Here is a 24089-nt window from a genome sequence, read left to right on the forward strand (position 1 = left end):
ATGAAAAGCCCTGGCAAATACATACTGCCAGGGCTTCTACCTATTCACTTAGGTCTTGTTTTATTCTCCGAACCGGGTCCATGGCCTTTGCCAGCAGTGCAGCAACTTCTGCTCTGCTTACGGAAATTACGGGGCGGAAGGTTCCATCGGGATATCCCCTGCTGATACCATTATCAGCTAATGATAATATCGCATCATATGCCCAGTAATCTGCCCGCACATCCTGGAAACCAGCAGTAGCACCGCTTTTCTCCAGTCCATATGCCCTTGACAGCATTATAGCCATCTGAGCCCTAGTAACATTGTTATCAGGCTTAAACTCCCCACTGGGGAAACCGGAAATAATTCCTGCCTTCTGAGCAGCCGCAATATATCCGTAAGCCCAATGTCCTGGGCTTACATCCTTAAAATTAGCCTCAGCCCCGGCAACCGGCAGGTCTAAGGCTTTAACAAGCATTGCCGCTACTTCACAACGGCGTGCCGAACTCCCAGGAGCAAATGTGCCATCACCCATTCCGTTGATTATTCCTCTGTTCACCATATAGCGTATATCACCTGATGCCCAATGCTCTACAGGCACATCGGAAAAAACGGGTTCATTTAAACGGTCTAATGCAATTCTCAACTCAGAGGCTTTCCCCCTTAGAGAATCCAGCTCATCATGTAGTGCATAAACTCGTTCCTGAACCGGTTTTAATGCCTCATTTGCATAACTCTTAGTTACCACCGGGTTTGAACTGCTTCCCGGAGGCCCTGACCCGGCGCTTACAGCCTGAGCAGCAATAAAACCGAGTAATACCGGCAGCAGAATCAGGTACCTTGCCTTATTTCGCATTAATATCACTCCACAGTTTTTGTCTATTAAAACTCTCTATTCAACTTTTCTATTTCGGTTTTTAAGCCCTCTATTTCAGCCTTAAGGGTATCTGCTTCATCTGTCAGGCCATCAATCTGTACCTGCAGTTTAGCTGTTTCCGTATCAACATAGCTTTTAGTTATCAAAGGGTCGTTTTGGTCTCCGGGGCTGCCGATAGCAGCATTAACAGCCTGTCCCAGCACAAACCCCCCCAATGTCAATACCAGGACAGTTCCAATGATGACCGCTCTTTTGCCAAACATAGCCGCTCCTCCTTGTATGTCTCAAAATTTAATTTCCCTTTATTATTCGAGAAACGGTTATTTGTTTCCTTTTTACATTGTTTATTTTTTCGGCAAGTTATAATTTACCGGTTTCAAGCAAATTATTTACTGTGTCATTTGATATATAATATTTTTCCAGATCTGTTCCGATACAAATAGGTATTTTAACTCAGAAGACTCATAATTATATCCCGGCAGGGTAGTTTTACGCATATCCTGAAGTTCCATCTGCCTGCTCAGGTAAAAAACCCCCAGCATTTCCCCTGTGGTAAAATTAGTCTTTATATCCTGAGTAAAAATCTTCAAGAGTTCCGGAACCCTTACCAGTATCCGGGGATGGACTATCTCAGCAGCCACTGCCCTAACCATATCTCTGTCATCGCATGTAATCCCAAGGGCTACCGGCTCAAGAGCCTCCATCATACTTGACGTTCGGCCTTCAAGTTCTATAGCCCCTATGATATCACTTATTTTTTTCAATGCGGTCTGGTTCACATGGATATAATTCCTTATCCTCAGGTCCAATTTTTTTTCCAAAAACCTCCTGATACCCTCACGCCCCGTTTCCCTGTAAAGGTCATTGATTGTGCTGAATTCACCGTTAAGTTTAACATTTCCCGAATTATTAGTTACCGTATACAGCGGAATTACTACTATAGATGCCTGTTTTGTCTGCCTATTAAAAGTCATCACAGAAACTACTTTTAACATATCTTCATCAGACCAGATATACATAATGTTAATAGTATCAGCCAACCGGTTAAGGGCCGTTTGAGCGGCTTCCAGCCTTATGACAGTTGATGCTCTCACTTCTCCTAGTTCCGCTAAAGGTGTGGGTTTATATTGAAATGCAGTACTATTACTGTTGGGTTCCCTTGCTTTTGTCTTCTGAATCGCCGGAATATACCACTTGTCGTCTTCTGTTTTCAGCCAATGCCCTTCCTCTGGCGGCACTTTAACAACTGCCTCTTCCGGAGGGTCTTTAAAAAAAGCGGCCCCCGTTCCGCCGGCATGTAAAAAAAATACTGCCAGTATAGCCATTATTGTACTTACAAATATCCCGGAAACTATAATAGGCAGCCTTTGAAATTTCCTTTGCATAAAAATTCCTCCTTTGATCAAACAATAGTATTATTGACCTCCGGAGGAAAAATGATGCAGTTGATTTATTTGTCTTTTCTACTTCCTGGTAAACTGTTGATAAATTATTTCGGCAAGGCCGAGTTTCCCTGTCTCTGCAGCCTTGGAGCTTATCTCATTATCAAGCATCCCGGTAAATATTTCTTCTCCTATGGACTGCTTCAACAATCCGCCTTTATCAATTGTCTTCCTCATCTGGGAATACATCTGGTAAATAAACATGGCTTCAAGCTGCTTTGCAGCTTCCTTAAGCTCAGCATCTTCCTTAGCTGCCAATGCTTTATCAAAAATCTCGCTGAACCCTTTTTCAGATTTGCCGCCCTTATCCAATGATATTTGAGGCAGTACCGCTCCAATGCCGTCAACCTTCAATTATAAACACCTGCCTTCGATTTATCTCTTAAACAACGTATTGGCAGTACCCAACATTTCATCAGCAGTCTTTATAGAGCGGGAACTCATTTCGTACGCCCTCTGGGCCATAATCATATTAACCATTTCTTCGGCAACCTGCACATTGGACATCTCTAAGGAACCCTGACTTAGTTTGAAATCTGCCGCCTGTTGTGCGGCACCCGAATTAACAGTCTGGATATATAGATTTGAACCTGATTTTTCCAGACCTGCCGGGTTGGTAAATTGTACAATATTAAGCCTCCCCGCCTCTGTAGGGACTCTAACAATCCCGTCACTGCCGGCAGAAACAACATCCCCCGCCTGCAGCGAAAACTCCCCGGCTTCCAGGTCAATATAAACCTCAGGCTCTAAGGGGTACCCCCCTTCTAAAGTTACCAGCCTGCCCTCTTCATCTACCTTGAAAGTGTTCTGTGCAGTATAAGCCGATTCCCCATCCGAGGATATTACTTGATAATATGTCCGGTAATCTTGGTCTTCCGTAGAAGCTATCAGGTTTCCTTCATCATCTATACGCTCTTCTTCCACTTCAATTTCAGATAAAAGCACCGCTTCACCAGATTTATCAGTAGGCCGCAGCAATCCCGAGCCAAGTTTTTCTAATTCACCATCACCTGTAAAAGTATAAGCCTCTAACTGAAAAAGTTCCTTATCCTGATAGATAGTCCCATTTGAACCAATATTAATCTTGCCACTTCCCTCTGTAAAGGTCATCAGCCCACCGTCTTCAGTTTCCATGTTTACAATATACCCTTGGGAAGTAACTAGGTAGCCGTCCCCGTCAACCTTAAACGAACCGTCCCGAGTATAAGCCTTAGACCCATCCGGCATTATTATTTCAAAAAAGCCGTTTCCGGAAATAGCAAAATCAGTCAAGTTATCTGTTGACTGAAGGACACCCTGTTCAAACATCATCAGAGTTGCGGCAGTTTTAACACCACTACCCACCTGCAGCCCGTTTTCAATAACCTGACCATTGCGCAGCTCCATTCCCGGTTCCCTAACCTGAGAATACAAGAGGTCCTGGAATTCAGTACGGTTCTTCTTATAACCTATTGTATTCACATTGGCAACATTATTGGAGATATTATCCATTGATATCTGCTGAGCAAGCATACCTGAGCTTGCTGACCACAATGCCTGTAACAAGGCTCTCCCTCCTTTGGCAAACCTCTTTCGGCATTAGGCCCTCATGAGGTTAACCTATTGATAATACCACCACCTCAATCGTTCGGCAGCAGCGAGGCCCCCGCTATGCAGTCCGGCCCTTTAAGCACATATTAACTGCGGGTCTGCACTAAACCCTTACTGACCCTTGGAGTTACATCCTCTTACCTCAACCTGCCAACCTGCATTGCCTGGCTGAGGGTGTTGTCATGTCCGGAAATTATTTTCTGATTGGCCTCATATGCGCGCATTGTTGTAATCATATTGACCATTTCCGTAATAACATTAACATTGGATGATTCGATAAACTTTTGTTTCACCTGTCCATCAATCCCGTCAACAACCTGTCCTCCTGTAAACAGTGAATCCCCAACTTTTGTCAGCTCCTGCTGATTAGCAACTGTCACCAAACGCAGTGTCCCGATGTTTTCGCCATTTGCTGAAATATTTCCGGAACCATCAACAACTACATCATTGGCATCACCTAGGTTTATAGGACCTGCTTGTCCAACAACCATATCTCCTTGTGAAGTTACCAGATACCCTTCACCGTCAACAGTAAAACTCCCGTTTCTGGTATAATAGGTCCCATTATCGTTCTGAACCACAAAATATCCGTTACCGGCTATTGCCATGTCAAAGGGATTAGAGCTTTCACGAAGCTGGCCTTGTTCATGAATAGTAACAATTTCATCAACAATTGCTCCCGTACCCAAAGTCCCAATTACCGGTCGCTGAGAAATATCCGTCTGTTTCCGGTCATCCACTCTCTGAATCAGCATCTGGGCAAAAGCACTGTTAACTGCGGTATCTTTTTTATAGCCAGTAGTATTTACATTTGCCAGGTTATTTGAGGTTACATCATTTCTGCTCAGTTCCGCTAACATCCCCGAAGCTGAAGTGTAAAGCCCTCTAATCATATTTACGTTTCACCTCCTTAACCTAAAATTCAAAATTATTTTTTACATTACTTTCTTTGCCAGCTTGTTTTCTGATAGTAAACCTATCATGGAAAGTGCTTTTCCGGTGCCCAGGGCAACACATGAAAGCGGGTCATCAGCTACATAAACCGGCAGAGAGGTCTCTCTGCTAATTAGAGTATCCAGCCCATTCAACAAGGAACCTCCACCGGTCATCACTATCCCTTTATTAATTATATCTGCCGATAACTCGGGAGGTGTTTTTTCCAATACTTCCTTAACCGCGCTGACCACAGATTCAACCATTTCCTGCATAGCGTCATAAGTCTGCTGGCTGGTAACAGAAACAGTTTTAGGTAGTCCGCTAACCAGATCACGTCCCCTGATATCCATTATATTGTTTTCAGTTTTTCCTTGTGGATAGGCTGTCCCAATATTTATTTTCAATTCTTCAGCTGTTCTTTCCCCAATCATTAGATTAAACTCCCTGCGGATATACCGTACAATAGATTCGTCAAATTTGTCTCCCCCAACCCGCAGCGAAGCACTGGTAACAATACCGCCAAGAGAAAGCACCGCTACATCGGTAGTACCACCGCCAATATCAACTACCATGCAGCCACTTGGTTCAGAAATCTCCAATCCTGCGCCAAGGGCGGCAGCCAATGGTTCTTCAATCAAGTGAGCTTGTCTGGCCCCAGCCTGCAAAGCGGCCTGCCGGACAGCTCGTTCCTCCACACCCGTAACACCCGAAGGAATACAAACCATTATCCTCGGCCGGAAAAAAAAGCTTCGTCCACAAGCCTTAGTTATAAAATAACGAAGCATTTTCTCGGTAACGTCATAATCAGCTATAACACCATCACGAAGAGGGCGGGTTGCCACAATATTGCCCGGAGTACGCCCCAGCATCTTCCTTGCTTCTTCCCCTAAAGCAATAATGTGTCCTGAATCCTTATCTATAGCCACAACAGAAGGTTCTTTCAATACAATACCCCTACCCTTAACATAAACAAGTACAGTGGCTGTTCCCAAGTCAACCCCGATGTCATTACCAAACCAGAACATTAAGCTTTCCCCTTTCAATGTATATATCAGCAATAATAATATTGGCATTTAGGACATAAAGAGCCCAAATTTTACTAATTTAATTTATTCTACACCTTAGGGGAAATTCCTCTTTTTTTGTGTTATTCCATCATATCTTGATATTTTCTTCTGGTGGCTTCTCCGCCACGGAGGTGGCGTTCCGCCTTATTGAATTCTAAAATACCCTTGATTTTTAATGCCAGTTTTTTATTTATACCCGGCAGCCGTTCCGTCATATCCTTGTGGACGGTGCTTTTGCTTACTCCAAAAACTGCAGCTGCCTGCCTTACAGTAGCCTTGGATTCAAGTATATAGGAACTGATATCTAACACACGCTTCCTGATATATTCTTGCATCTATTTACCTCCCCCTTGGTTACTAATAAATATATATGCGGGCAAGATTAATAAATGCAAAAAAAACCAGGTCCTAAGAACCTGTTAGTACTCAATTTTTTTAAGTTTTACACCAGTGTAATAGTGATATATAATTTCTTCATGGCTCTTCCCCTGAAGGGCCATCCCGTTAGCCCCATATTGACACATCCCCACTGCATGGCCTTTCCCGGTAGAAGTAAACATAATATTGTCGCCATCAATATCCCATTCCAACAACGTAGAAGACAACCCTAGAATCGTCCTTAACTGAGCACCGGTAATTTTTTGACCCAATAAGCTTGCTTCCTGCAGCCTACCCTTAGGACTGATGTTTATAATTTCTATCATGTTCCTTTGCTGTGAAGGGACAACCACGGTGACAGATAACAGGTCCCTTAGTTTTGCAGCTAAATTTTGAATAGAAAATTTCTTTTGATATACAAACTTTGTCTGCTTATGTTCCGAATAACAATCAACACTTCTTAAATATGGAACCATATTAGTCCAAACATCTTCCGAATTTTCAGTGCCTTTGCCGGCACAGGAACTATGGTATACCGGGTCTATCAGTTTATTATTATAAGTAATTACTACTCCTCTGGTATCTCTTACCGCCTCTTTTATCTTGTTTATATAAACATAATACTTCAGTTTCCCCCACTTGCTTTTCAGCTCTTCACTACTTTCCCATGCCTGGCAGTGTGTCGGGTCAGTGCATATTTCCGCGTCCGGGTGTCTGTCAACCGGTTTAGCACCAAAACTGTACATTCTCTTGACAACATATGTCCTGGCAGCTATTGCCTGTGCCTTTAAAGCTTCAGTCTCAAAAACAGCCGGCATCTCAGCAGCTACTACTCCTACAAGATACTCTTCCACAGGCAGCTTCATTACCCGGCCTGATTTAGCATCTAAAACCCTAACTTGCGGCTGGGTACCATCTTCCCCAGCCAGTTCCCCTTTATCCATAGATCTAATTACAACCCAGACAGGTATGCCCGTTATAAGCAATACAACTGTTGCCATGAACAGGATAAGCAGCTTTTTCATCAAACCCCTCCGATATACGGTCAAAGCTACCGGCCTTTACAATTATTAATATTTAAAAACACCAAATCTAGACCATTTTTTTGCTATCCTGCATTAACCCTTCTGATATCGGCACCAAGCCTGCAGAACTTATCTTCAAGCTTTTCATATCCCCTGTCTATATGATGAATAAAATTTATCTCTGTTTCTCCCTTAGCCACCAATCCGGCAAGTATTAAAGCAGCCCCGCCCCTGAGGTCTGTTGCCTGGACCCTGGCACCATTCAATCCGGATACTCCCTTAATAACAGCAACACGACCATCTACCCAGATATCTGCTCCCATCCGACCAAGTTCCTCAGTATGCATAAAACGATTTTCAAAAACTGTTTCAGTTATCATACTTGTACCTTTTGCTCTGGTCAGCAAAGCTGTAATTTGAGGCTGCATATCTGTCGGAAAACCCGGATAAGGCAATGTCTGAATATTGACCGGCTCTATGTTTTCAGGCCCAGAAACCCTAATTCCGGAACCGCCGTTCTGAATCTTTACCCCAGTTTCTTCAAGTTTTGCAATCACAGGCTTAAGGTGTTCTGTGATGACATTTTCTATATATATTTCTCCACCTGTCAGGGCGGCTGCTACCATATATGTCCCGGCTTCAACCCTGTCAGGGATAACCTGATGCACTGCTCCTTTAAGAGAAGCCTGTCCTTCAATTTTAACTACATTCGTACCTGCTCCAGTAACCTTCGCTCCCATTGCATTCAAAAAATTAGCCAAATCAACAATTTCCGGTTCTTCAGCAGCATTTTGGATATATGTGGTTCCTTCAGCAAGGATAGCAGCCATTATAATATTTTCGGTAGCCCCTACGCTTGGAAAATCCAGGTATACCTTGCCTCCCTTTAACCTGTCTTTTACTTTTGCCACAACAAATCCATCTTCTCTGACAATTTCAGCTCCCAGGCTGACAAAACCTTTTAAGTGAAGGTCAATTGGTCTTGTTCCTATTTTACAGCCTCCGGGAAGAAATGTTTTGGCATAGCCATACCTGCCAAGTAATGGCCCCATAACAAGAAAAGAAGCCCTCATTTTACTGACATAATCGTAAGGGGCCTCAGTGTTAGTCAATATTTTAGCATCTACAGTTAATGTCTCCTCTTTCCTGGTCGCTTCAGCACCCATAAATCTCAGAAGGTCTATAAGCGTCTCTACATCAGCCAAGTATGGAACACCGCTTATTTGGCAGATTCCCTCTTCAGCCAAAAGAGTAGAGGCTATAATCGGCAAAACCGCATTTTTAGCCCCACTGACACGTACTTTTCCGTATAAAGGTTTTCCTCCCCTAACAACAAGTTTCTCCAACCTTATTTCCCCCTAATACAATTACTTTTGTGAAAACCTTTTCTTAATATTCACAGGTTATTATCGGGGATCCGACATACAAAATAGTCTTTTTTTCGACAGAATTATACCTTGCCGCCATATTTATATTAATTGACTGTCCAGCTATTGTCAAGCCTTCCGGCAACTTAGAAGTATGTGCGGAAATACTTACCATAGAGCCACTATCATAAGTATTAACGGTATTTGCTCCCACCTCTTTAATCATATCCTGAATTACTTTTTGTCTTTGGTAATTATTTACTCTTCCTGCAATTTCCCCCTTAATAATAGTACTCCTGTGATATGAATCACTCTCCATAATGGTGTTAAGCATATTATCCAACCTATTAAAGGAGCACTGTGGGTTTTTGGTCCTTAAAGTTACAGTAAAATAAACTTGTTCATCTGCCTGTCGTTCAAGCTGACTGTTTATATTTAATGTAGCCAGCACTATTATGCCCTGCTCTGTTTTCCCCAAAGCCTGGGTTATGAAACCCCCGCCATACCTAACTGTCTTTATTTGTGGCACTCTCTCTTCTAAGGGAAAAAGGCGCTGCAATCGCTTTTTTAAATATTCTTCCGCTTCTACTTGAACTAACTTAACGTCACACTTCTCCCATCCATTAACCTCAAGCTCAGCAAATTTTGCTCCTGATGCACCGAAGGCCTGGACAACAGTAGCTCCTTCAGGCTGATTGTTGACGGAAAATGGTTTCCATATTATGTAAAGCACGCTTGCCATTAAGATAATTGTTAAAATTATAAAAACAAAAAGAATTCTTTTTTTTGCAACAATATTAATTAACATTTTACCACCGGCCTAATTATTACTTCCATCCCTAAATAAATAAAGGGCTATGCCTAAAGTATTGCCCCGGCTTCGGCTTCTTAGACCAATTACGTTCATAATATTTTACTCCAATAATGAAACAGGGGCCGACTCATTAATTATAAGTCAGCCCCTGTTATTAGGTATTATTATTTTCCCGAAGCAGTTAGCCTGGCCATAGCCCTTCTCAAAGCTAACTCTGCCCTGATAACATCAATATCAGGTGACCTGCTCGCCAGCCTCTGTTCAGCACGTTCACGTGCTGCCTGGGCCCTGTCTACGTCAATTTCATCAGCTCGTTCTGCAGTATCGGCAAGAATAACAGCTTTATTGTCATTAACTTCCATGAACCCGCCGCTGATAGCAACCTTGGTTTCTTTCCCTTCTTTGATTACCTTTAACACACCGATATTTAAACCGGAGACAATCGGAGCGTGTAAGGGCAGAATACCAAGATAGCCCTCAATACCGGGAACAACAACAAAATCTGCCGGTTCACTATACACAATGCGTTCAGGTGTCACTATCTCAACAACGACGTTCCTGTCAGCCATAATTACTCACTTCCCTCCAGCTCTTTGGCCTTAGCTACAACTTCATCTATTGTACCCTGCATCAAGAACGCGTGTTCAGGAAGGTCGTCATGCTTTCCGTCAAGAATTTCCTTAAAACCGCGAATACTCTCTTTTAAAGGTACATATTTACCAGGTGTACCGGTGAAGTTCTCAGCTACAAAGAACGGCTGGGATAAAAATCTTTGTATCTTCCGCGCACGGGCAACAATCAGTTTATCATCATCAGACAATTCATCCATACCCAAAATCGCTATGATATCTTGGAGCTCCTTGTATCTTTGAAGAACTCCCTGAACCTCCCTGGCGACCTTATAATGTTCTTCCCCAACTACCCTTGGGTCAAGAACCCTGGAAGTAGAATCAAGGGGGTCAACTGCAGGATAAATTCCGATTTCAACCAGTGCCCGGTTTAGTACTGTGGTAGCATCCAAGTGAGCAAACGCAGTTGCCGGGGCGGGGTCGGTCAAGTCGTCGGCAGGCACATAAATAGCCTGTACTGAAGTAATTGAACCTTTTTTAGTTGATGTAATCCGTTCCTGAAGCTGGCCCATCTCTGTAGCCAGTGTAGGTTGATACCCAACCGCAGAAGGCATCCGTCCCAGGAGTGCGGAAACCTCGGAACCTGCCTGGGTAAACCGGAAAATGTTATCAACAAACAGCAGAACGTCCTGGCCTTCCTCATCACGGAAGAATTCAGCAACAGTCAGACCTGTAATGCCAACCCGGAGACGGGCCCCAGGAGGTTCATTCATCTGACCAAATACCATAGCTGTTTTATCAATAACCCCGGAATCTTTCATTTCATGATAAAGGTCGTTACCCTCACGGGTACGCTCACCAACACCGGCAAATACCGAAAACCCACCGTGCTCATAAGCAATGTTCCTGATAAGCTCCATAATCAAAACTGTTTTGCCAACACCGGCACCGCCAAAAAGACCAATCTTACCACCCTTAGCATAAGGGGCCAACAGGTCAACAACTTTTATACCTGTTTCCAATATCTCTGTAGATGTTTCCTGGTCCTCATACTTTGGAGCAGGCCGGTGAATTGGATAATAAGTATCTGTTTTAATCGGGCCCTGATGATCAATTGTTTCACCGATAACGTTCATCAGCCTGCCAAGGGTAGGCCGGCCTACCGGTATGGTTATCGGGGCCCCTGTATCCATCGCCTTCATGCCCCTGACTACCCCATCGGTAGAACTCATGGCTACGGCACGAACGAGGTTGTTTCCGAGGTGCTGGGCAACTTCCAGGGTAATATCCAACTCAACACCGGATTTAATGGTATCCTGGTCAGCACTTGTAATTTTGATAGCATTGTATATTTCGGGCAATTGCCCCGGCTGGAACTCAATGTCAAGGGCCGGTCCAACTACCGCAACTACTTTACCCGCGTTCATCTATGCGTTTCCCCTCCTATCTCATTAATCTAATGCGTTGGCTCCACCAACAATTTCAGAAATTTCCTTGGTGATTGCCGCCTGCCGTGCCCTATTCAGGGAAAGGGTAAGTTTATCAATAATTTCACTGGCATTATCGGTTGCAGAACTCATTGCCGTCATCCTGGCCCCTTGTTCACTGGCCTTGGATTCCAAGAGAGCTCTATATATAGTTGTTTCTATATACTTAGGCAGCAATTCTGCCAGCAATTCTTCCGGAGCCGGTTCATAAATGTAGTCCATTGTTGCTGCACCCTTTTCTCCTTCTTTCTGGGCCGGCGGCTCAACAGGAAGCAGCTTCATGATTGTCGGTATCTGTGTCATTGCTGATTTAAACTCGGTGTATATGAGATATATTTCGTCAAATACTCCCTCAACATAATAATTAACCACGGTTTGTCCAATTTCTTTGGCAATACCGAAAGGTATTTCTTCACCAAGGCCCACGAACTCGGATTTAATATCATAACCCCGGCGGCGGAAAAAATCACGCCCTTTCTGTCCGACAGTTACTAAACTTCCGGGCTTATCATTAACCAATCCCGCATTCATACGGATGATATTTGCATTATAACCCCCGCATAAACCACGGTCGGCAGTAATAAGCACATAACAAATGTTTTTAGGCTCACGGACCTCCAGCAAGGGATGGCTTACCCCTGAATTGGCGGAAGTAATCCGGGACAAAACCTCTCTGATTTTGCCGGCAAAAGGACGAGCTTCAAAAACCCGTTCCTGTGCTTTACGCAGGTTTGCCGCTGCAACCGCTTTCATGGCTTTGGTAATCTGCTGAGTACTTTTGATGCTCTTTATCCGGCGTCTTAAATCTCGTGCGCTTGCCATGCTGATTTCTCACCACCTTTGCCTGTGTCTGCCATTTATGCAAACATCTTTTTGAATTCGGCTATTGCGCCTTTGAGCTTTCCAATCAATTCATCACTCATAGCGCCTTTTTCAACAATCTCTTTGCCGATTTCCGGTTTGCTGGAATACATGAACTTAAGGAAGTCTTCCTCAAACCTGGCAACTTTATCTACCGGCAGGTCATCAAAATATCCGTTAACGGCAGTAAAAATAATCATTACCTGGTCTTGTACAGGCATAGGCTTATATTGGCCCTGCTTAAGAACTTCAACTAACCGCTCACCGCGAGTCAATCGGGCCTGGGTTGCCTTATCCAGGTCGGAACCGAACTGGGCAAATGCCGCCAGCTCACGGAACTGGGCCAAGTCAATACGAAGACGTCCGGCAACCTGCTTCATAGCTTTAATTTGAGCACTGCCCCCTACCCGGGATACCGAAATACCGGGGTTAATCGCAGGCCTGATTCCGGAATAAAAAAGGTCTGACTCAAGGAATATCTGTCCATCTGTAATTGAAATAACGTTTGTCGGGATATATGCCGAAACGTCACCGGCCTGGGTTTCAATGACCGGGAGTGCAGTAATCGAACCTGCTCCTAGGTCATCATTCAACTTGGATGCACGTTCCAGAAGACGTGAGTGAAGATAGAATACGTCCCCGGGATAAGCCTCGCGTCCTGGCGGGCGGCGGAGCAGAAGGGAAAGTTCCCTGTAAGCTGCAGCCTGTTTAGTCAAGTCATCATAAATTATCAGTACATGTTTGCCCTGGTACATAAATTCTTCTGCCATAGCACAACCACTGTACGGAGCTATGTAAAGCATCGGAGCGGGCTCAGAAGCAGTTGCGGATACTACAATGGTATAATCCATCGCCCCGTGTTCTTCCAGTGTCTTAACTACACCGGCAACAGTAGAAGCCTTTTGGCCGATAGCTACATATATACAAATAACGTCTGTAGTTTTTTGGTTAATAATTGTATCAATGGCAATTGCAGTTTTCCCGGTCTGACGGTCACCAATTATCAATTCCCTCTGTCCCCGGCCGATGGGAACCATAGAGTCAATGGCCTTTAAACCGGTTTGTAATGGCTGGTGAACCGATTTTCGCTCAATAACACCTTCGGCCCTTTTCTCAACCGGACGAAACTTATTGGTATTAATCGGCCCTTTCCCATCAATAGGCTGGCCCAGTGAGTTAACAACCCGGCCCAGCATGGCATCTCCAACAGGAACCTCAACAATCCTGCCTGTCCTCTTTACTGTGTCACCTTCCCGGATTTTAGTATAGGGACCCATGATAACACATCCGATGTTATCTTCTTCGAGGTTGAGGGCCATACCGTAAATACCACCGGGGAATTCAAGCAATTCACCGGCCATAGCTTGTTCAAGACCGTATATCCGTGCAATACCGTCCCCAACTTGGATAACTGTACCGACATCAGTTACTTCTATTTCAGTTCGATATTTTTCAATCTGCTGCTTGATTATCGAACTTATTTCTTCCGGCCGTAATTTCATTTAGTTCCTCACCCCTATCTCCTTAACTTCAATTTGCAGAAGATTTTCTTTTAGTTTCTTCAATCTGCCCACCAAACTGCTGTCAATAACTTTATCTCCAATGCGTACCACAACCCCGCAAATCAGGTTTGGGTCGACCTCAGCGTGAAGTCTTACGGTTTTACCGGTTACTTCTGACAGTTTGGTCTTGATTAGTGCCATGTCAGCTTCAGTTAATTCTGCAGCAGACTTAAGCTGGGCATCAGCCATATTGCGTGCCTCATTAGCATATGAAACAAATTCTTCGTAAATTGCCGGGATATATGAAGCACGGTATTTTTCAATAACTACCTTCAAAAAATTCATGGTTACTTCTGAAATCTCATCGATAAAAACCTTTTCCAAAATGACTTTTTTCTCTTCAGGAGATACCAACTGATGCTCCATAACTCTTTTGAGGTCCTCGTTGCTGTATATGGCATCAACAACATTCTTCAGTTCAGTTTCGAGCCGGTCAGTCAAGCCTTGCTCCTGCGCAATAGCAAAAAAAGCATTCGAATACCTGCGGGCAACAGCATTTTCTAGCATTTAAGATCCCCTACCTCTGAGACAAATTCTTTGACCAGTTTTTCGTGATCTTCAATACTGATAGACTTACCCAGGACTTGTCCTGCAGCCATTACTGCCAAAACAGCTACCTCATCCCGCAGGGCAGCAATAGCCTGGTCTTTTTCCCTTTTAATTTCTTCCTGAGCTTTTTGGATTGCTTTTGTTGCCTCACTTTGCGCATTAGCTATAATCTCTTGCTTCATTTCTTCACCCAGCTTTGTGGCTTTAGCCATTATCTCCTGGGCTTCCTGCTTGGCTTCAGCCAGACGGGTTTGATATTCTTTTCGCATGTTTTCAGCTTCAGTCTTGGCGGTTTCAGCATTATTTATGGCATCCTCAATAGATTTCCTGCGTTCATCAAGCATATTGAGAATCGGTTTGTAGGCAAACTTTTTCAAAAGAACCACTAGAATAAGGAAGTTAACTACCTGCCATATGAACTTGGGAAATTCAAAACCTAAGCTCTCAAGAATTGCTCCCATCTATCCGAAAACCCCCTCTCTCCAATCATTCAAAACCCTGTTTTAGGCGAAAAGAGACCAAGGTTATACCTTCCCTGATCTCTACCGCCTTAGTTGATATACGAAACTGACATAATAGCATTTAACCAATTTTACCAACCAAAATAAATGCAATCAACAAACCGTAGATAGTTAAGGTTTCCATAAATGCTAAGGCAATGAAAAGAAGTGTCCTGATTGTGCCGCTAACTTCTGGTTGACGGGCTATACTTTCGAAAGCCTTACCGGAAGCAATACCCTGACCAATACCGGCGCCTATAGCAGCAACACCTACCGCAAAAGCAGCGCCCAGTGCAATTAAACCGTTAACCAGTTCCATTATTTTCCCCCCCTTCTCAAGACTAGCAAATAAAAAAACTAGTTAATAAAATTTTAATGGTGTTCTTCAGTAGCTCCAGATATGTAAGTAGAAGCTAACAGTGTAAACACGAGAGCCTGGATGGCCCCCGTAAGAAGACCCAAAACCATCATGGGCAGAGGAACTAAAAAAGGAATCATGTTGCCCAATTCTTCAATTATTTTTTCTTCACCGAATATGTTCCCATAAAGACGAAGAGAAAGCGATACCGGTCGGACCACTTCTTCAATAACATTAAGAATAACCATGAATGCCATTGGCTGGAAGAAATGTTTGAAAAAGCTTAACCCTTTTGCCTTGATTCCATAATAAAACACGGAAATAAATACCAAGATTGCTAAAGCCGCTGTAATACTGACATTGTTTGTGGGCGGCACAAAACCCTTAATCATTGCTGCGCCTGGAATTAGACCTGAATAGTTACACAATAGTATATAAAGAAAACAAGTTGCCAAAAACGGCCCATATTTTCTGGCCCTGTTTTCCCCCATAATACCGCCAATGAAGTCAAACAAAGCATCTACAATATATTCCCAGACATTTTGGATGCCTTTTGGCATCCGGTGCATGTTCTTGGTAGCCAACCAAGCCGTAAACACCAGTATAAACATGATAACCCATGAAGTTATTACGAAATTATATATAGGCAAATGAAACTCAGTTCCCGGTATTGGAATATTAAACAATGGATCTGATGGCCCATGATGTGCCGCGCCGCCTCCGTGCGCTGCTGCTGACATTGTATCCACCTCCTTTGCTAACACCTATAGTCATGTATATTGAACAAATTTATACTGTAAAAAATATTTCTTCTCTATTTGTTTAAAACTAATCATTCCCCTTTTTAGGAAAAGCAAAGTCGTACAATGATTTAAGACCTGCCGCTGTGCCCAAAATAAACATAATCAGTGTTAACCATGGCTTTGTCCCAAAATAGTTATCCAGCCAGTTCCCGGCAAAATACCCCAATGCGACCGATACGGCCATTGTCATACCAGCAGACATAATAAGGCCAACGGCCTTAAAGCTCCGGTACTTCTCATCTTCTTTCATTTTCACACCCTCTTTGTGGGGCTTAGGGCAGGGATTCGTTTTCACAATTTTTTGAACTTAAGGTGTTTTTAAAAGGACATAAACATAACACCTTTTACCTCGGCAGAAGGTCTACATTATATGTCCGGAAAACCACTGCAGATGTACTCATTATTCTCCCTTTTTTTACAAATTCCTTTTTTCTGGAGGTAATTTTTAATATTTTTTTCACAAAGTTATTATACTGAAAATTCCTCAGGTTTCCTGCCATTTAAGCCAAAATAGTATTTTAATCCAGATACTATCCTCCCGCTTGCCCTGCCATCTCCGTATGGATTTACCGCCCCTGCCATCCTATTATATTCCTCATAATTCTCCAGCAATAATTTACATTGTTTATAAATTGCTGCCTCATCTGTGCCCACCATCCTGACAGTTCCGGCCTCAACAGCTTCCGGCCGTTCTGTGGTATCCCTAAGCACCAAGACCGGTTTGCCTAAAGAAGGGGCTTCTTCCTGCAGACCTCCGGAATCAGTCAGTACCAAATATGACTTGTTCATCAGGTTCACAAATGGAGCATAGTCAAGGGGATCAATTAAATGTACCCTAGGGACCCCGCCAAGCACCGCATTTACCACTTCTCTTACCTTAGGGTTTTTATGGACAGGGAAAACAATTTCTACTTCAGGATAGTTTTCCACCACAGACCTCAATGCCCGGTAAACGTTTCTCAGAGGGTCACCAATGTTTTCCCGGCGGTGGGTTGTCACCACAAGCACCTTCCGCCGATTATAGTCAATATTATCCAGTATATTGTCTCCAAAAACAAACTCATCCGTTACGGTAGCCAATAATGCATCAATAACAGTGTTGCCGGTTACCAGAATATTTTCCGGGTCAACACCCTCCCTTAACAAGTTTGCCTTTGCAGTCCCGGTTGGTGCAAAGTGAAATTCGGCAATAGCTCCCGTAAGCTTCCGGTTCATTTCTTCGGGGTATGGCGAGTACCTGTTCCCGGTACGCAGTCCTGCTTCTATATGCCCCACCTTGATCTGCCGGTAAAAAGCTGCCAGGCCGGCAACAAATGTAGTAGTAGTATCCCCATGTACCAAGACAATATCCGGTTTTTCCTGTTCCAAGATGTCCTTCAGCCCTGTCAGAGCTCTTGTTGTAATTTCATAAAGGGTCTGATTTGGAAGCATGATATTTAAATCATATTCAGGTTTAATATGAAATAAATCCAGAACCTGGTCCAGCATTTCGCGGTGCTGCGCGGTAACGGCAACACTGCAGTCAATATCAGGGGCATCTTCCAATTGCTTAACCAAAGGAGCCATCTTAATGGCTTCGGGACGCGTACCAAATACTATAAGCACTCTTAAAGGAGCTTCTGAATTCATAAGCGTATCTGTTTTCACAGGTTCACCTCATTAGTTATACAACAGAACTGTTCATCCAATTTAATTTAGTTATACAGGGGATGTTGCTCACATAAGTCTTTTACCAGATTGCGGGCTTCAGCAAGCTTAGCTTCATCATCCCGTCCGGTAATAGCCATGTCAATAATTTCTGCAATAGTTTCCATAGCTTTTTCCTTCATGCCTCTGCTTGTAGCCGCCGGGGTCCCAATTCTGACACCGCTTGTCACAAACGGGCTCTGGGGGTCAAATGGGATAGCATTCTTGTTAACTGTTACCCCAGCCTGGTCCAGGACTGCTTCTGCTTCTTTCCCGGTAATATCTTTACTTCTGAGGTCAACCAGCATTAGGTGGTTATCTGTTCCTCCGGATACTATTTCAAATCCCCGCTGCATCAGAAAACCAGCCAAAACCGTGGCATTTTTGACAACCTGCTCTTGATACACCTTGAATTCAGGTGTCAAAGCCTCTTTAAGGGCAACTGCTTTGGCGGCAATAACATGCATCAGGGGTCCCCCTTGAATCCCTGGGAACACCGATTTATCGATGGCAGGGCCATATTTCTCCCTGCAGAGAATCATCCCGCCCCTGGGGCCGCGAAGTGTTTTATGAGTAGTTGTGGTAACAAAATCAGCATGGGGAACCGGGGACGGGTGCTGACCGGCAGCCACCAGCCCAGCGATGTGAGCCATGTCAACCATTAACATGGCCCCTACCTCTTCGGCTATTTCCTTTAACTGCACAAAATCAATAATTCTGGGATAAGCACTGGCCCCGGCAACAATCATTTTAGGTTTATGTTCAAAAGCAAGAGCAAACAATTTTTCGTAATTAATCTTACCGGTTTCCTTTTCAACCCCGTAAGGGACGAAATTATAGTATTTCCCTGACATGTTTACAGGACTGCCATGAGTGAGGTGCCCGCCATGGCTCAGGTTCATCCCCAGGACGGTATCCCCCGGATTAAGCATGGCAAAATAAACTGCCATATTTGCCTGGGCACCGGAATGAGGCTGAACATTAACATGTTCTGCCCCAAAAACTTCTTTTGCCCTCTTTATGGCCAAGTCTTCTACGATATCAACATATTCACATCCGCCATAATAACGCTTTCCCGGGTATCCTTCAGCATATTTATTGGTCAGGACTGTTCCCTGTGCAGCCATAACCGCCCTGCTCACAAAATTTTCCGAGGCTATCAGTTCAATTTTATGCTGCTGTCTGTATTTTTCCTTAGCAAGTGCTTCAGCCACTTCAGGGTCTGTCGTTTTAACAAAATAGAGCTCATCATCCATAACAATTTCCTCCTCACTAATCACTATTTTTTATTTTTTCAATATCTATAATCTTTTGCACTCTCCTGGCATGGCGGCCACCGGCAAAATCAGTTTTCAGCCAAATGGCGGCAATATCCCTGGCCAAGCCCGGCCCTATAATGCGCTCACCCATCGTTAAAATATTAGCATCATTGTGCTCCCTGGATGCCTTTGCAGAAAAAGTATCATGACATAATGCGGCCCTGATGCCATCCATTTTGTTGGCTGCTATCCCGATGCCTATTCCAGTCCCGCATATGAGAATTCCTCTTTTATACTCGCCTGACTTCACCGCTTTGGCAACATCAAGCGCAATATCAGGGTAATCCACCGACTCTTCACAAAAAGTGCCGAAATCTTTGTAAACATACTCTTCTTCCTGAAGCATCTTAATTATTTCTTCTTTCAGCCTGAGACCGGCATGATCCGATCCTAAGGCTACTGTTACAATTTCCTTTGTCATATATGCCTCCGATAAACAAATTAATGAAATTCTACATAACTTTACAATTTTCCTCATTTACATTTCTACATCAGTTCCCATTTCCCTGCTGCAATATTTTATGTATCACCTTTTCCACTAGTTCTCTAATTTCCCCAGCACTTTCCCTGTATACTTCGAAAGATTGTCCAAACGGGTCTGTCACATCTGCTTTCCCGTTTCCGGCATATTCGGCAAGAGTATACAGCTTTTCACCAAGCCGGGGATAATTCCCGGAAAGGACCCTTTTATGTGCGGCAGTCATGGTAAGGATTAAGTCAGCTTCCCGTGCAATTGCATCAGTAAACGGCCTGGCCATGTGTGAAGAAATATCTATTCCCAATAGGGCCATTACCTCACGGGCATTCTCCGAGGCCGGACTGCCGGGATATACCATTAACCCTGCCGAAATTACCTGTATGTCATTACCGATATCCCCAATTTCGCCAAGAATTTGTCCTGCCAGCGCTTGTGCCATAATACTGCGGCACGTATTGCCAGTACATATAAAAGCAATTTTCAAACAAACCACACTCCATTAAACAAACATCTTTATCCCTATCAGCACCAGAACAGAACCCCCTGCCACCAAAGCACGCCTGCCCATCCATTCCCCGACTTTTTTGCCAAATTCCAGTCCAAAGAATGCCATTATTCCGGAAACAAGCCCGATAATAGCTGCCGCCAAACCCACCTCAGCCTGATAAGTCCCCAAGGTAAAGCCCACACTGAGAGCATCAATACTGACAGTTAGCCCCAATACTGCAATTCCATAAATACTGGTAAGGATGTACTGGGAAAAATTCTCTTCCTGATTTTCGGAAAAACCTTCCCAGACCATCCTCAGCCCAAGCGCTATCAGAACTGCAGCCCCAACATAACCGGCCCATCTGCCAAGAAAACTTCCCACAAAACCACCGGCAAAATAACCCGCTAATGGCATGACAATATGAAATATTAATACAGTTAGGCTTATCAGGTAAACTTGTCTTTTGTTAACCCCTGCCATCCCCAGCCCCAGAGAAAAAGAAAACGCATCGGCACTTAAAGCCAGAGCCAGGGCAAAAATTGTTCCCAACCCCAAATTTTACTCCTCCTAAAGAAAGATGATACTTCCTGCAGCTTTTTTAAGCCTGTTCATCACCGCTGCCCCGATCCCTTTTTCAGAATACCCCTCAGATATAATTATGTCAACACCCTGCATGTCCAGATAACGCAATCCGTAAAACAGGCTCCGGGCAATTTCCTCCGGACATTCCCTGCTGCCCAGGTTAAAAACAGCATCAGAACTGTATTTAGCAGCAGTTTCGGCTGCTGCTAAAACTCCGGTAATTTTTCCTTGACAGTGATATTTGGCTAATAATTCACTAACTTTTTGAGTAATCTCATCGGCGTGTTCTCCTATCACCAAAACCACTTCGGCCTTTGGCGAATAATGACGATATTTCATACCAGGTGACCTAGGTGCTCCCACATAATCTTCTGCAAAAGAAGCAGCTGTTTCCACATGCCCCAGGACCCCCTCCAGTTCCTCCTGAGTAACTCCGCCTGGGCGCAAAATTACAGGGGGCTCCTGGGTTAGATCAATAACCGTAGATTCCACCCCAACCCGGCATGGTCCCCCATCTACAACGGCATCTATTTTCCCAGATAAGTCTTCAGCTACATGCCCGGCCGTTGTAGGGCTAGGTTTTCCGGAACTATTAGCAGAAGGTGCCGCCACCGGCACTCCGGCCCTGCTGATTATACCAAGAGCTACCGGATGATCCGGCATACGCACTGCCACAGTATCCAGACCTGAAGTAACAACATCGGGAACACCGGGTTTTCTGGGCAGGACTACGGTCAGAGGCCCCGGCCAGAAAGCTTCCATAACCCTTTCCGCAGGAATAGTAACTTCATCAGATAAGTTATATACCTGGCTGACATCTGAAATATGTACAATCAAAGGATTATCAGCGGGGCGCCCCTTCGCATTAAAAATTTCGGATACAGCTTTAGGATCTAGGGCATTAGCTCCTAAACCATACACTGTTTCTGTAGGAAATGCTACCAGACCACCATCACGGATAAGCTGTGCCGCTTTTGCCAGGTCCTCATCTATCGAACTCAGCATCTCAGTATTTTTTTGCATCTTAAGGTACCCCTCTCAGCCCGTCATCTTCTGCCAATCTCCTTCCTCGGTCTCCAAAGTTTAAACAGGGGGAATTCCAATGAATTCCCCCTGTCACTAAACCAGGATAAAGTAACGCAAATACACATATCCAGTGAAGACGATAATAGGCATTATCATAAAGGGAAAAGCCAAACCAATTATAGTTTTACATTAAATACCGTAAATATACGTAAATGCTAGATATGATTATTGACATAATCATTAACGGAAAAGCAATTTTCATATATCCTAAAAAAGAAATGTGGTGTTTGCGGTGTTCAGCCATTCCAGCAACAATAACGTTTGCTGAAGCCCCGATAAGAGTACCGTTGCCGCCCAAGCAAGCGCCCAGGGCCAAAGACCACCAAAATGGGTCTATGTTTGTCATTCCTCCCAATTCACCCATGGTCTTCAATAAAGGAATCATAGTCGCCACAAACGGTATATTGTCTACAAAAGCAGATGCTATAGCTGAAAGCCATAAAATTATCATTGAAGTAGAAACCATTTCCCCACCGGTTATCTCAAGGGACTTAACTGCCAAGGCCTCAATAATCCCGGTTTCTTCAAGCCCGCCTACCAAGACGAACAGTCCGATAAAGAAAAATATAACCGGCCACTCTACTTCGTGTAACACATGATCCGGGTTAATCCTTGACAACAGCATTAAAAGAGTACCACCGCCGAGGGCAATTGTTGCCGATTCCATATGAACAAACTGGTGAAGAATAAACCCCAGGGTTGTTAACCCTAATACAAAAAGGCTCTTTTTTAACAACGGGACATCTTTGATAGCTTCATTCTCATCAAATGCCATTACCTTTTGTTTCAGTTTATCCGATACCTTAAGCCTTTTGCCATAAATAAACTTTAAACAAATCATTGTAACAATATAAATTACAATTGCCGGAAGAGCAAGATTTATGACAAAATCCATGAAGCCAAGGTGTGTCTGGCTCCCAATCATAATATTTGGCGGGTCCCCGATAAGTGTCGCTGTCCCCCCTATGTTTGAAGCAATAATTTCGGTAACCAGAAACGGAATGGGATTTATCTTCAGCTCTTGGGTAATTGAAAAAGTTACCGGAACTATTAATAAAACTGTTGTCACATTATCAAGTAAGGCTGATGCCACAGCAGTGATTGTGCTCAGAGCAATCATGAGCAGCCACGGATCCCCCTTGGCCCACTTGGCAGACTTAATAGCCAGAAACTCAAATAATCCGGTGCGTTTGGTGATTGCGACAATAATCATCATCCCGGCAAGGAGCCCTAGGGTATTGAAGTCAATCATTTCAATAGCCTTTTCCTGTTCCAGAATGCCCAGAAAAATAACCAGCAAACCGCCAAATAATGCGACGACAGTGCGGTGAATCTTCTCAGAAATGATTAAAGCATAAGTTAACAAAAATACAGCAACTGCAATATAGGCCTGAAATTGGCTCTCCATAAACGACCCTCGTTTCTTTAAGTTTTCTTATGAATCACAATAAACCGGTCAAGACCGGCATAATCCTGTAAAACTTGAATGCCTTGCCCCCATTTTTCTTCAGGCAGCAATTTCATCAGCCCGTTTGTCTGAGCCGCGCCCATCTCCAGGCAAAAACATCCCCCTTTTGCCAGTAGTTCAAATGCAGGGTTAACAAGTTTTCTATATAAATCAAGGCCATCAGCCCCTCCGTCCAAGGCAATATAAGGCTCATATCCGGAGACTTCCGTTTGGAGCCCGGAAACCTCTGCAGACGGAATATATGGCAGGTTGGCAATTATCCAGTCAACTTTACCGCAAAGGCTTGCCGGAATGCCATCAAGCAGGCTGCTATTTAAAAATTGTATCTTATCCGGGACTCCCAACCTGTGAGCATTTTCCCGTGCCACACGCAAAGCAGCATCAGAGATATCAACAGCCCACATATGCACTCCCGGCAAGTATTTGGCAATGCTGACAGCAATTGCTCCACTGCCTGTACCCACATCTACAATAACCTGACCGGGTCCAGCACGTTCAATAACCCATTCAACCATAACTTCGGTTTCAGGCCTGGGAATAAGCACATCACGGTTAACCAAAAACGAAAGGGACATAAACTCTTTTTCCCCGGTGATATAAGCAACCGGCTCCCGGCGGGAGCGCCTGGCAACAACTGAAAAATATTCCCCTAATTTATTGTCCGGAATAACCCTGTCGATTCTAATATAAAGGTCGGTTCTTGATACGTTTAATATAAAGGCCAGCAATACCTCGGCATCTAGGCGGGCCGTATCAATCCCACTACCGCGCAGAGCCTGCGCCGCCTCAGCCAAAACCTCCCTTACCGTTGGCATA

Annotated in this window: 28 protein-coding genes; all 28 read right to left on the reverse strand. The window is 44.0% G+C overall.

Features of this window, described 5'->3' with window-relative positions:
- Positions 1–40: 40 nt before the first annotated feature.
- Complete coding sequence (locus ABFY19_RS13190) at positions 41–835, reverse strand: S-layer homology domain-containing protein (RefSeq protein ID WP_418791113.1); 795 nt, start codon at positions 833–835, stop codon at positions 41–43.
- 26 nt (positions 836–861) lie between these two features.
- On the reverse strand, positions 862–1119 hold the full coding sequence (locus tag ABFY19_RS13195; protein WP_418791114.1) for a hypothetical protein: 258 nt from the start codon (positions 1117–1119) through the stop codon (positions 862–864).
- Between the two features lie 126 nt (positions 1120–1245).
- On the reverse strand, positions 1246–2241 hold the full coding sequence (locus tag ABFY19_RS13200) for an LCP family protein (RefSeq protein ID WP_418791115.1): 996 nt from the start codon (positions 2239–2241) through the stop codon (positions 1246–1248).
- A 78-nt stretch (positions 2242–2319) separates the two neighbouring features.
- Entirely contained in the window at positions 2320–2652 is a 333-nt protein-coding gene (locus ABFY19_RS13205; RefSeq protein ID WP_418791116.1) for a rod-binding protein, read from the reverse strand.
- A 21-nt stretch (positions 2653–2673) separates the two neighbouring features.
- Positions 2674–3843: a flagellar hook-basal body protein gene (locus ABFY19_RS13210; RefSeq protein WP_418791117.1), complete on the reverse strand. Its 1170-nt coding sequence runs from the start codon at positions 3841–3843 to the stop codon at positions 2674–2676.
- A gap of 182 nt (positions 3844–4025) precedes the next feature.
- Positions 4026–4781, reverse strand: coding sequence for a flagellar basal-body rod protein FlgF (gene flgF, locus ABFY19_RS13215; protein ID WP_418791118.1), 756 nt, complete (start codon positions 4779–4781; stop codon positions 4026–4028).
- Between the two features lie 42 nt (positions 4782–4823).
- Positions 4824–5849 (reverse strand): rod shape-determining protein, encoded by a 1026-nt coding sequence (locus ABFY19_RS13220; RefSeq protein ID WP_418791119.1) that lies wholly within the window; start codon positions 5847–5849, stop codon positions 4824–4826.
- A 122-nt stretch (positions 5850–5971) separates the two neighbouring features.
- The gene (gene spoIIID / locus ABFY19_RS13225; RefSeq protein WP_418791120.1) at positions 5972–6226 is read right to left on the reverse strand and encodes a sporulation transcriptional regulator SpoIIID; all 255 of its coding nucleotides are present in this window, start codon (positions 6224–6226) and stop codon (positions 5972–5974) included.
- An 84-nt stretch (positions 6227–6310) separates the two neighbouring features.
- On the reverse strand, positions 6311–7294 hold the full coding sequence (gene spoIID, locus ABFY19_RS13230) for a stage II sporulation protein D (protein WP_418791121.1): 984 nt from the start codon (positions 7292–7294) through the stop codon (positions 6311–6313).
- 83 nt (positions 7295–7377) lie between these two features.
- Positions 7378–8640 (reverse strand): UDP-N-acetylglucosamine 1-carboxyvinyltransferase, encoded by a 1263-nt coding sequence (gene murA, locus ABFY19_RS13235; protein WP_418791122.1) that lies wholly within the window; start codon positions 8638–8640, stop codon positions 7378–7380.
- Between the two features lie 43 nt (positions 8641–8683).
- Positions 8684–9469, reverse strand: a complete 786-nt coding sequence (locus ABFY19_RS13240; protein ID WP_418791123.1) for a YwmB family TATA-box binding protein — start codon at positions 9467–9469, stop codon at positions 8684–8686.
- 170 nt (positions 9470–9639) lie between these two features.
- Positions 9640–10044 carry a F0F1 ATP synthase subunit epsilon gene (locus tag ABFY19_RS13245; protein WP_418791124.1) on the reverse strand — a complete coding sequence of 135 codons (405 nt, stop codon included), beginning with the start codon at positions 10042–10044 and terminating at the stop codon, positions 9640–9642.
- A 2-nt stretch (positions 10045–10046) separates the two neighbouring features.
- Positions 10047–11471: a F0F1 ATP synthase subunit beta gene (gene atpD / locus ABFY19_RS13250; RefSeq protein WP_418791125.1), complete on the reverse strand. Its 1425-nt coding sequence runs from the start codon at positions 11469–11471 to the stop codon at positions 10047–10049.
- Positions 11472–11495: 24 nt separating this feature from the next.
- A complete protein-coding gene (atpG, locus tag ABFY19_RS13255; RefSeq protein WP_418791126.1) occupies positions 11496–12353 on the reverse strand; it encodes an ATP synthase F1 subunit gamma in 858 nt (285 codons plus the stop codon).
- A gap of 35 nt (positions 12354–12388) precedes the next feature.
- On the reverse strand, positions 12389–13894 hold the full coding sequence (gene atpA / locus ABFY19_RS13260) for a F0F1 ATP synthase subunit alpha (RefSeq protein WP_418791127.1): 1506 nt from the start codon (positions 13892–13894) through the stop codon (positions 12389–12391).
- Positions 13895–14461, reverse strand: a complete 567-nt coding sequence (locus ABFY19_RS13265) for a F0F1 ATP synthase subunit delta (protein WP_418791128.1) — start codon at positions 14459–14461, stop codon at positions 13895–13897.
- Positions 14455–14964, reverse strand: a complete 510-nt coding sequence (gene atpF, locus ABFY19_RS13270) for a F0F1 ATP synthase subunit B (RefSeq protein ID WP_418791129.1) — start codon at positions 14962–14964, stop codon at positions 14455–14457. Before atpF ends, ABFY19_RS13265 begins: the two co-directional genes overlap by 7 nt.
- A gap of 121 nt (positions 14965–15085) precedes the next feature.
- Positions 15086–15322: an ATP synthase F0 subunit C gene (gene atpE / locus ABFY19_RS13275; protein ID WP_418791130.1), complete on the reverse strand. Its 237-nt coding sequence runs from the start codon at positions 15320–15322 to the stop codon at positions 15086–15088.
- A gap of 53 nt (positions 15323–15375) precedes the next feature.
- Complete coding sequence (gene atpB / locus ABFY19_RS13280; protein ID WP_418791131.1) at positions 15376–16101, reverse strand: F0F1 ATP synthase subunit A; 726 nt, start codon at positions 16099–16101, stop codon at positions 15376–15378.
- 88 nt (positions 16102–16189) lie between these two features.
- The gene (locus tag ABFY19_RS13285) at positions 16190–16414 is read right to left on the reverse strand and encodes an AtpZ/AtpI family protein (protein WP_418791132.1); all 225 of its coding nucleotides are present in this window, start codon (positions 16412–16414) and stop codon (positions 16190–16192) included.
- 218 nt (positions 16415–16632) lie between these two features.
- Entirely contained in the window at positions 16633–17793 is a 1161-nt protein-coding gene (wecB, locus tag ABFY19_RS13290) for a non-hydrolyzing UDP-N-acetylglucosamine 2-epimerase (RefSeq protein WP_418791133.1), read from the reverse strand.
- Positions 17794–17858: 65 nt separating this feature from the next.
- Positions 17859–19106, reverse strand: coding sequence for a serine hydroxymethyltransferase (glyA, locus tag ABFY19_RS13295; protein WP_418791134.1), 1248 nt, complete (start codon positions 19104–19106; stop codon positions 17859–17861).
- Positions 19107–19122: 16 nt separating this feature from the next.
- Complete coding sequence (gene rpiB / locus ABFY19_RS13300; protein WP_418791135.1) at positions 19123–19590, reverse strand: ribose 5-phosphate isomerase B; 468 nt, start codon at positions 19588–19590, stop codon at positions 19123–19125.
- 70 nt (positions 19591–19660) lie between these two features.
- Positions 19661–20131, reverse strand: a complete 471-nt coding sequence (locus ABFY19_RS13305) for a low molecular weight protein arginine phosphatase (RefSeq protein WP_418791136.1) — start codon at positions 20129–20131, stop codon at positions 19661–19663.
- A gap of 15 nt (positions 20132–20146) precedes the next feature.
- Positions 20147–20692, reverse strand: coding sequence for a manganese efflux pump MntP family protein (locus tag ABFY19_RS13310; RefSeq protein WP_418791137.1), 546 nt, complete (start codon positions 20690–20692; stop codon positions 20147–20149).
- Positions 20693–20704: 12 nt separating this feature from the next.
- Positions 20705–21742: an L-threonylcarbamoyladenylate synthase gene (locus ABFY19_RS13315; RefSeq protein ID WP_418791138.1), complete on the reverse strand. Its 1038-nt coding sequence runs from the start codon at positions 21740–21742 to the stop codon at positions 20705–20707.
- A 187-nt stretch (positions 21743–21929) separates the two neighbouring features.
- Positions 21930–23213, reverse strand: coding sequence for an SLC13 family permease (locus tag ABFY19_RS13320; RefSeq protein ID WP_418791139.1), 1284 nt, complete (start codon positions 23211–23213; stop codon positions 21930–21932).
- Between the two features lie 17 nt (positions 23214–23230).
- Complete coding sequence (gene prmC / locus ABFY19_RS13325; RefSeq protein ID WP_418791140.1) at positions 23231–24088, reverse strand: peptide chain release factor N(5)-glutamine methyltransferase; 858 nt, start codon at positions 24086–24088, stop codon at positions 23231–23233.
- Position 24089 lies beyond the last annotated feature (1 nt).

This window comes from Phosphitispora sp. TUW77, assembly GCF_048453025.1.
GTDB lineage: Bacteria > Bacillota > Thermincolia > Thermincolales > UBA2595 > Phosphitispora.

Excerpts from the sequence above, each read along its gene's own strand:
- spoIIID (WP_418791120.1), bottom strand. The coding sequence starts at position 6,226 with ATGCAAGAATATATCAGGAAGCGTGTGTTAGATATCAGTTCCTATATA.
- prmC (WP_418791140.1), bottom strand. The coding sequence starts at position 24,088 with ATGCCAACGGTAAGGGAGGTTTTGGCTGAGGCGGCGCAGGCTCTGCGC.
- ABFY19_RS13320 (WP_418791139.1), bottom strand. The coding sequence starts at position 23,213 with ATGGAGAGCCAATTTCAGGCCTATATTGCAGTTGCTGTATTTTTGTTA.
- rpiB (WP_418791135.1), bottom strand. The coding sequence starts at position 19,590 with ATGACAAAGGAAATTGTAACAGTAGCCTTAGGATCGGATCATGCCGGT.
- glyA (WP_418791134.1), bottom strand. The coding sequence starts at position 19,106 with ATGGATGATGAGCTCTATTTTGTTAAAACGACAGACCCTGAAGTGGCT.
- atpE (WP_418791130.1), bottom strand. The coding sequence starts at position 15,322 with ATGGAACTGGTTAACGGTTTAATTGCACTGGGCGCTGCTTTTGCGGTA.
- ABFY19_RS13220 (WP_418791119.1), bottom strand. The coding sequence starts at position 5,849 with ATGTTCTGGTTTGGTAATGACATCGGGGTTGACTTGGGAACAGCCACT.
- atpG (WP_418791126.1), bottom strand. The coding sequence starts at position 12,353 with ATGGCAAGCGCACGAGATTTAAGACGCCGGATAAAGAGCATCAAAAGT.
- atpB (WP_418791131.1), bottom strand. The coding sequence starts at position 16,101 with ATGTCAGCAGCAGCGCACGGAGGCGGCGCGGCACATCATGGGCCATCA.
- spoIID (WP_418791121.1), bottom strand. The coding sequence starts at position 7,294 with ATGAAAAAGCTGCTTATCCTGTTCATGGCAACAGTTGTATTGCTTATA.
- ABFY19_RS13240 (WP_418791123.1), bottom strand. The coding sequence starts at position 9,469 with ATGTTAATTAATATTGTTGCAAAAAAAAGAATTCTTTTTGTTTTTATA.
- ABFY19_RS13315 (WP_418791138.1), bottom strand. The coding sequence starts at position 21,742 with ATGCAAAAAAATACTGAGATGCTGAGTTCGATAGATGAGGACCTGGCA.
- flgF (WP_418791118.1), bottom strand. The coding sequence starts at position 4,781 with ATGATTAGAGGGCTTTACACTTCAGCTTCGGGGATGTTAGCGGAACTG.
- ABFY19_RS13190 (WP_418791113.1), bottom strand. The coding sequence starts at position 835 with ATGCGAAATAAGGCAAGGTACCTGATTCTGCTGCCGGTATTACTCGGT.
- ABFY19_RS13285 (WP_418791132.1), bottom strand. The coding sequence starts at position 16,414 with ATGAAAGAAGATGAGAAGTACCGGAGCTTTAAGGCCGTTGGCCTTATT.
- wecB (WP_418791133.1), bottom strand. The coding sequence starts at position 17,793 with ATGAATTCAGAAGCTCCTTTAAGAGTGCTTATAGTATTTGGTACGCGT.
- ABFY19_RS13245 (WP_418791124.1), bottom strand. The coding sequence starts at position 10,044 with ATGGCTGACAGGAACGTCGTTGTTGAGATAGTGACACCTGAACGCATT.
- atpD (WP_418791125.1), bottom strand. The coding sequence starts at position 11,471 with ATGAACGCGGGTAAAGTAGTTGCGGTAGTTGGACCGGCCCTTGACATT.
- ABFY19_RS13200 (WP_418791115.1), bottom strand. The coding sequence starts at position 2,241 with ATGCAAAGGAAATTTCAAAGGCTGCCTATTATAGTTTCCGGGATATTT.
- ABFY19_RS13265 (WP_418791128.1), bottom strand. The coding sequence starts at position 14,461 with ATGCTAGAAAATGCTGTTGCCCGCAGGTATTCGAATGCTTTTTTTGCT.
- ABFY19_RS13195 (WP_418791114.1), bottom strand. The coding sequence starts at position 1,119 with ATGTTTGGCAAAAGAGCGGTCATCATTGGAACTGTCCTGGTATTGACA.
- atpA (WP_418791127.1), bottom strand. The coding sequence starts at position 13,894 with ATGAAATTACGGCCGGAAGAAATAAGTTCGATAATCAAGCAGCAGATT.
- atpF (WP_418791129.1), bottom strand. The coding sequence starts at position 14,964 with ATGGGAGCAATTCTTGAGAGCTTAGGTTTTGAATTTCCCAAGTTCATA.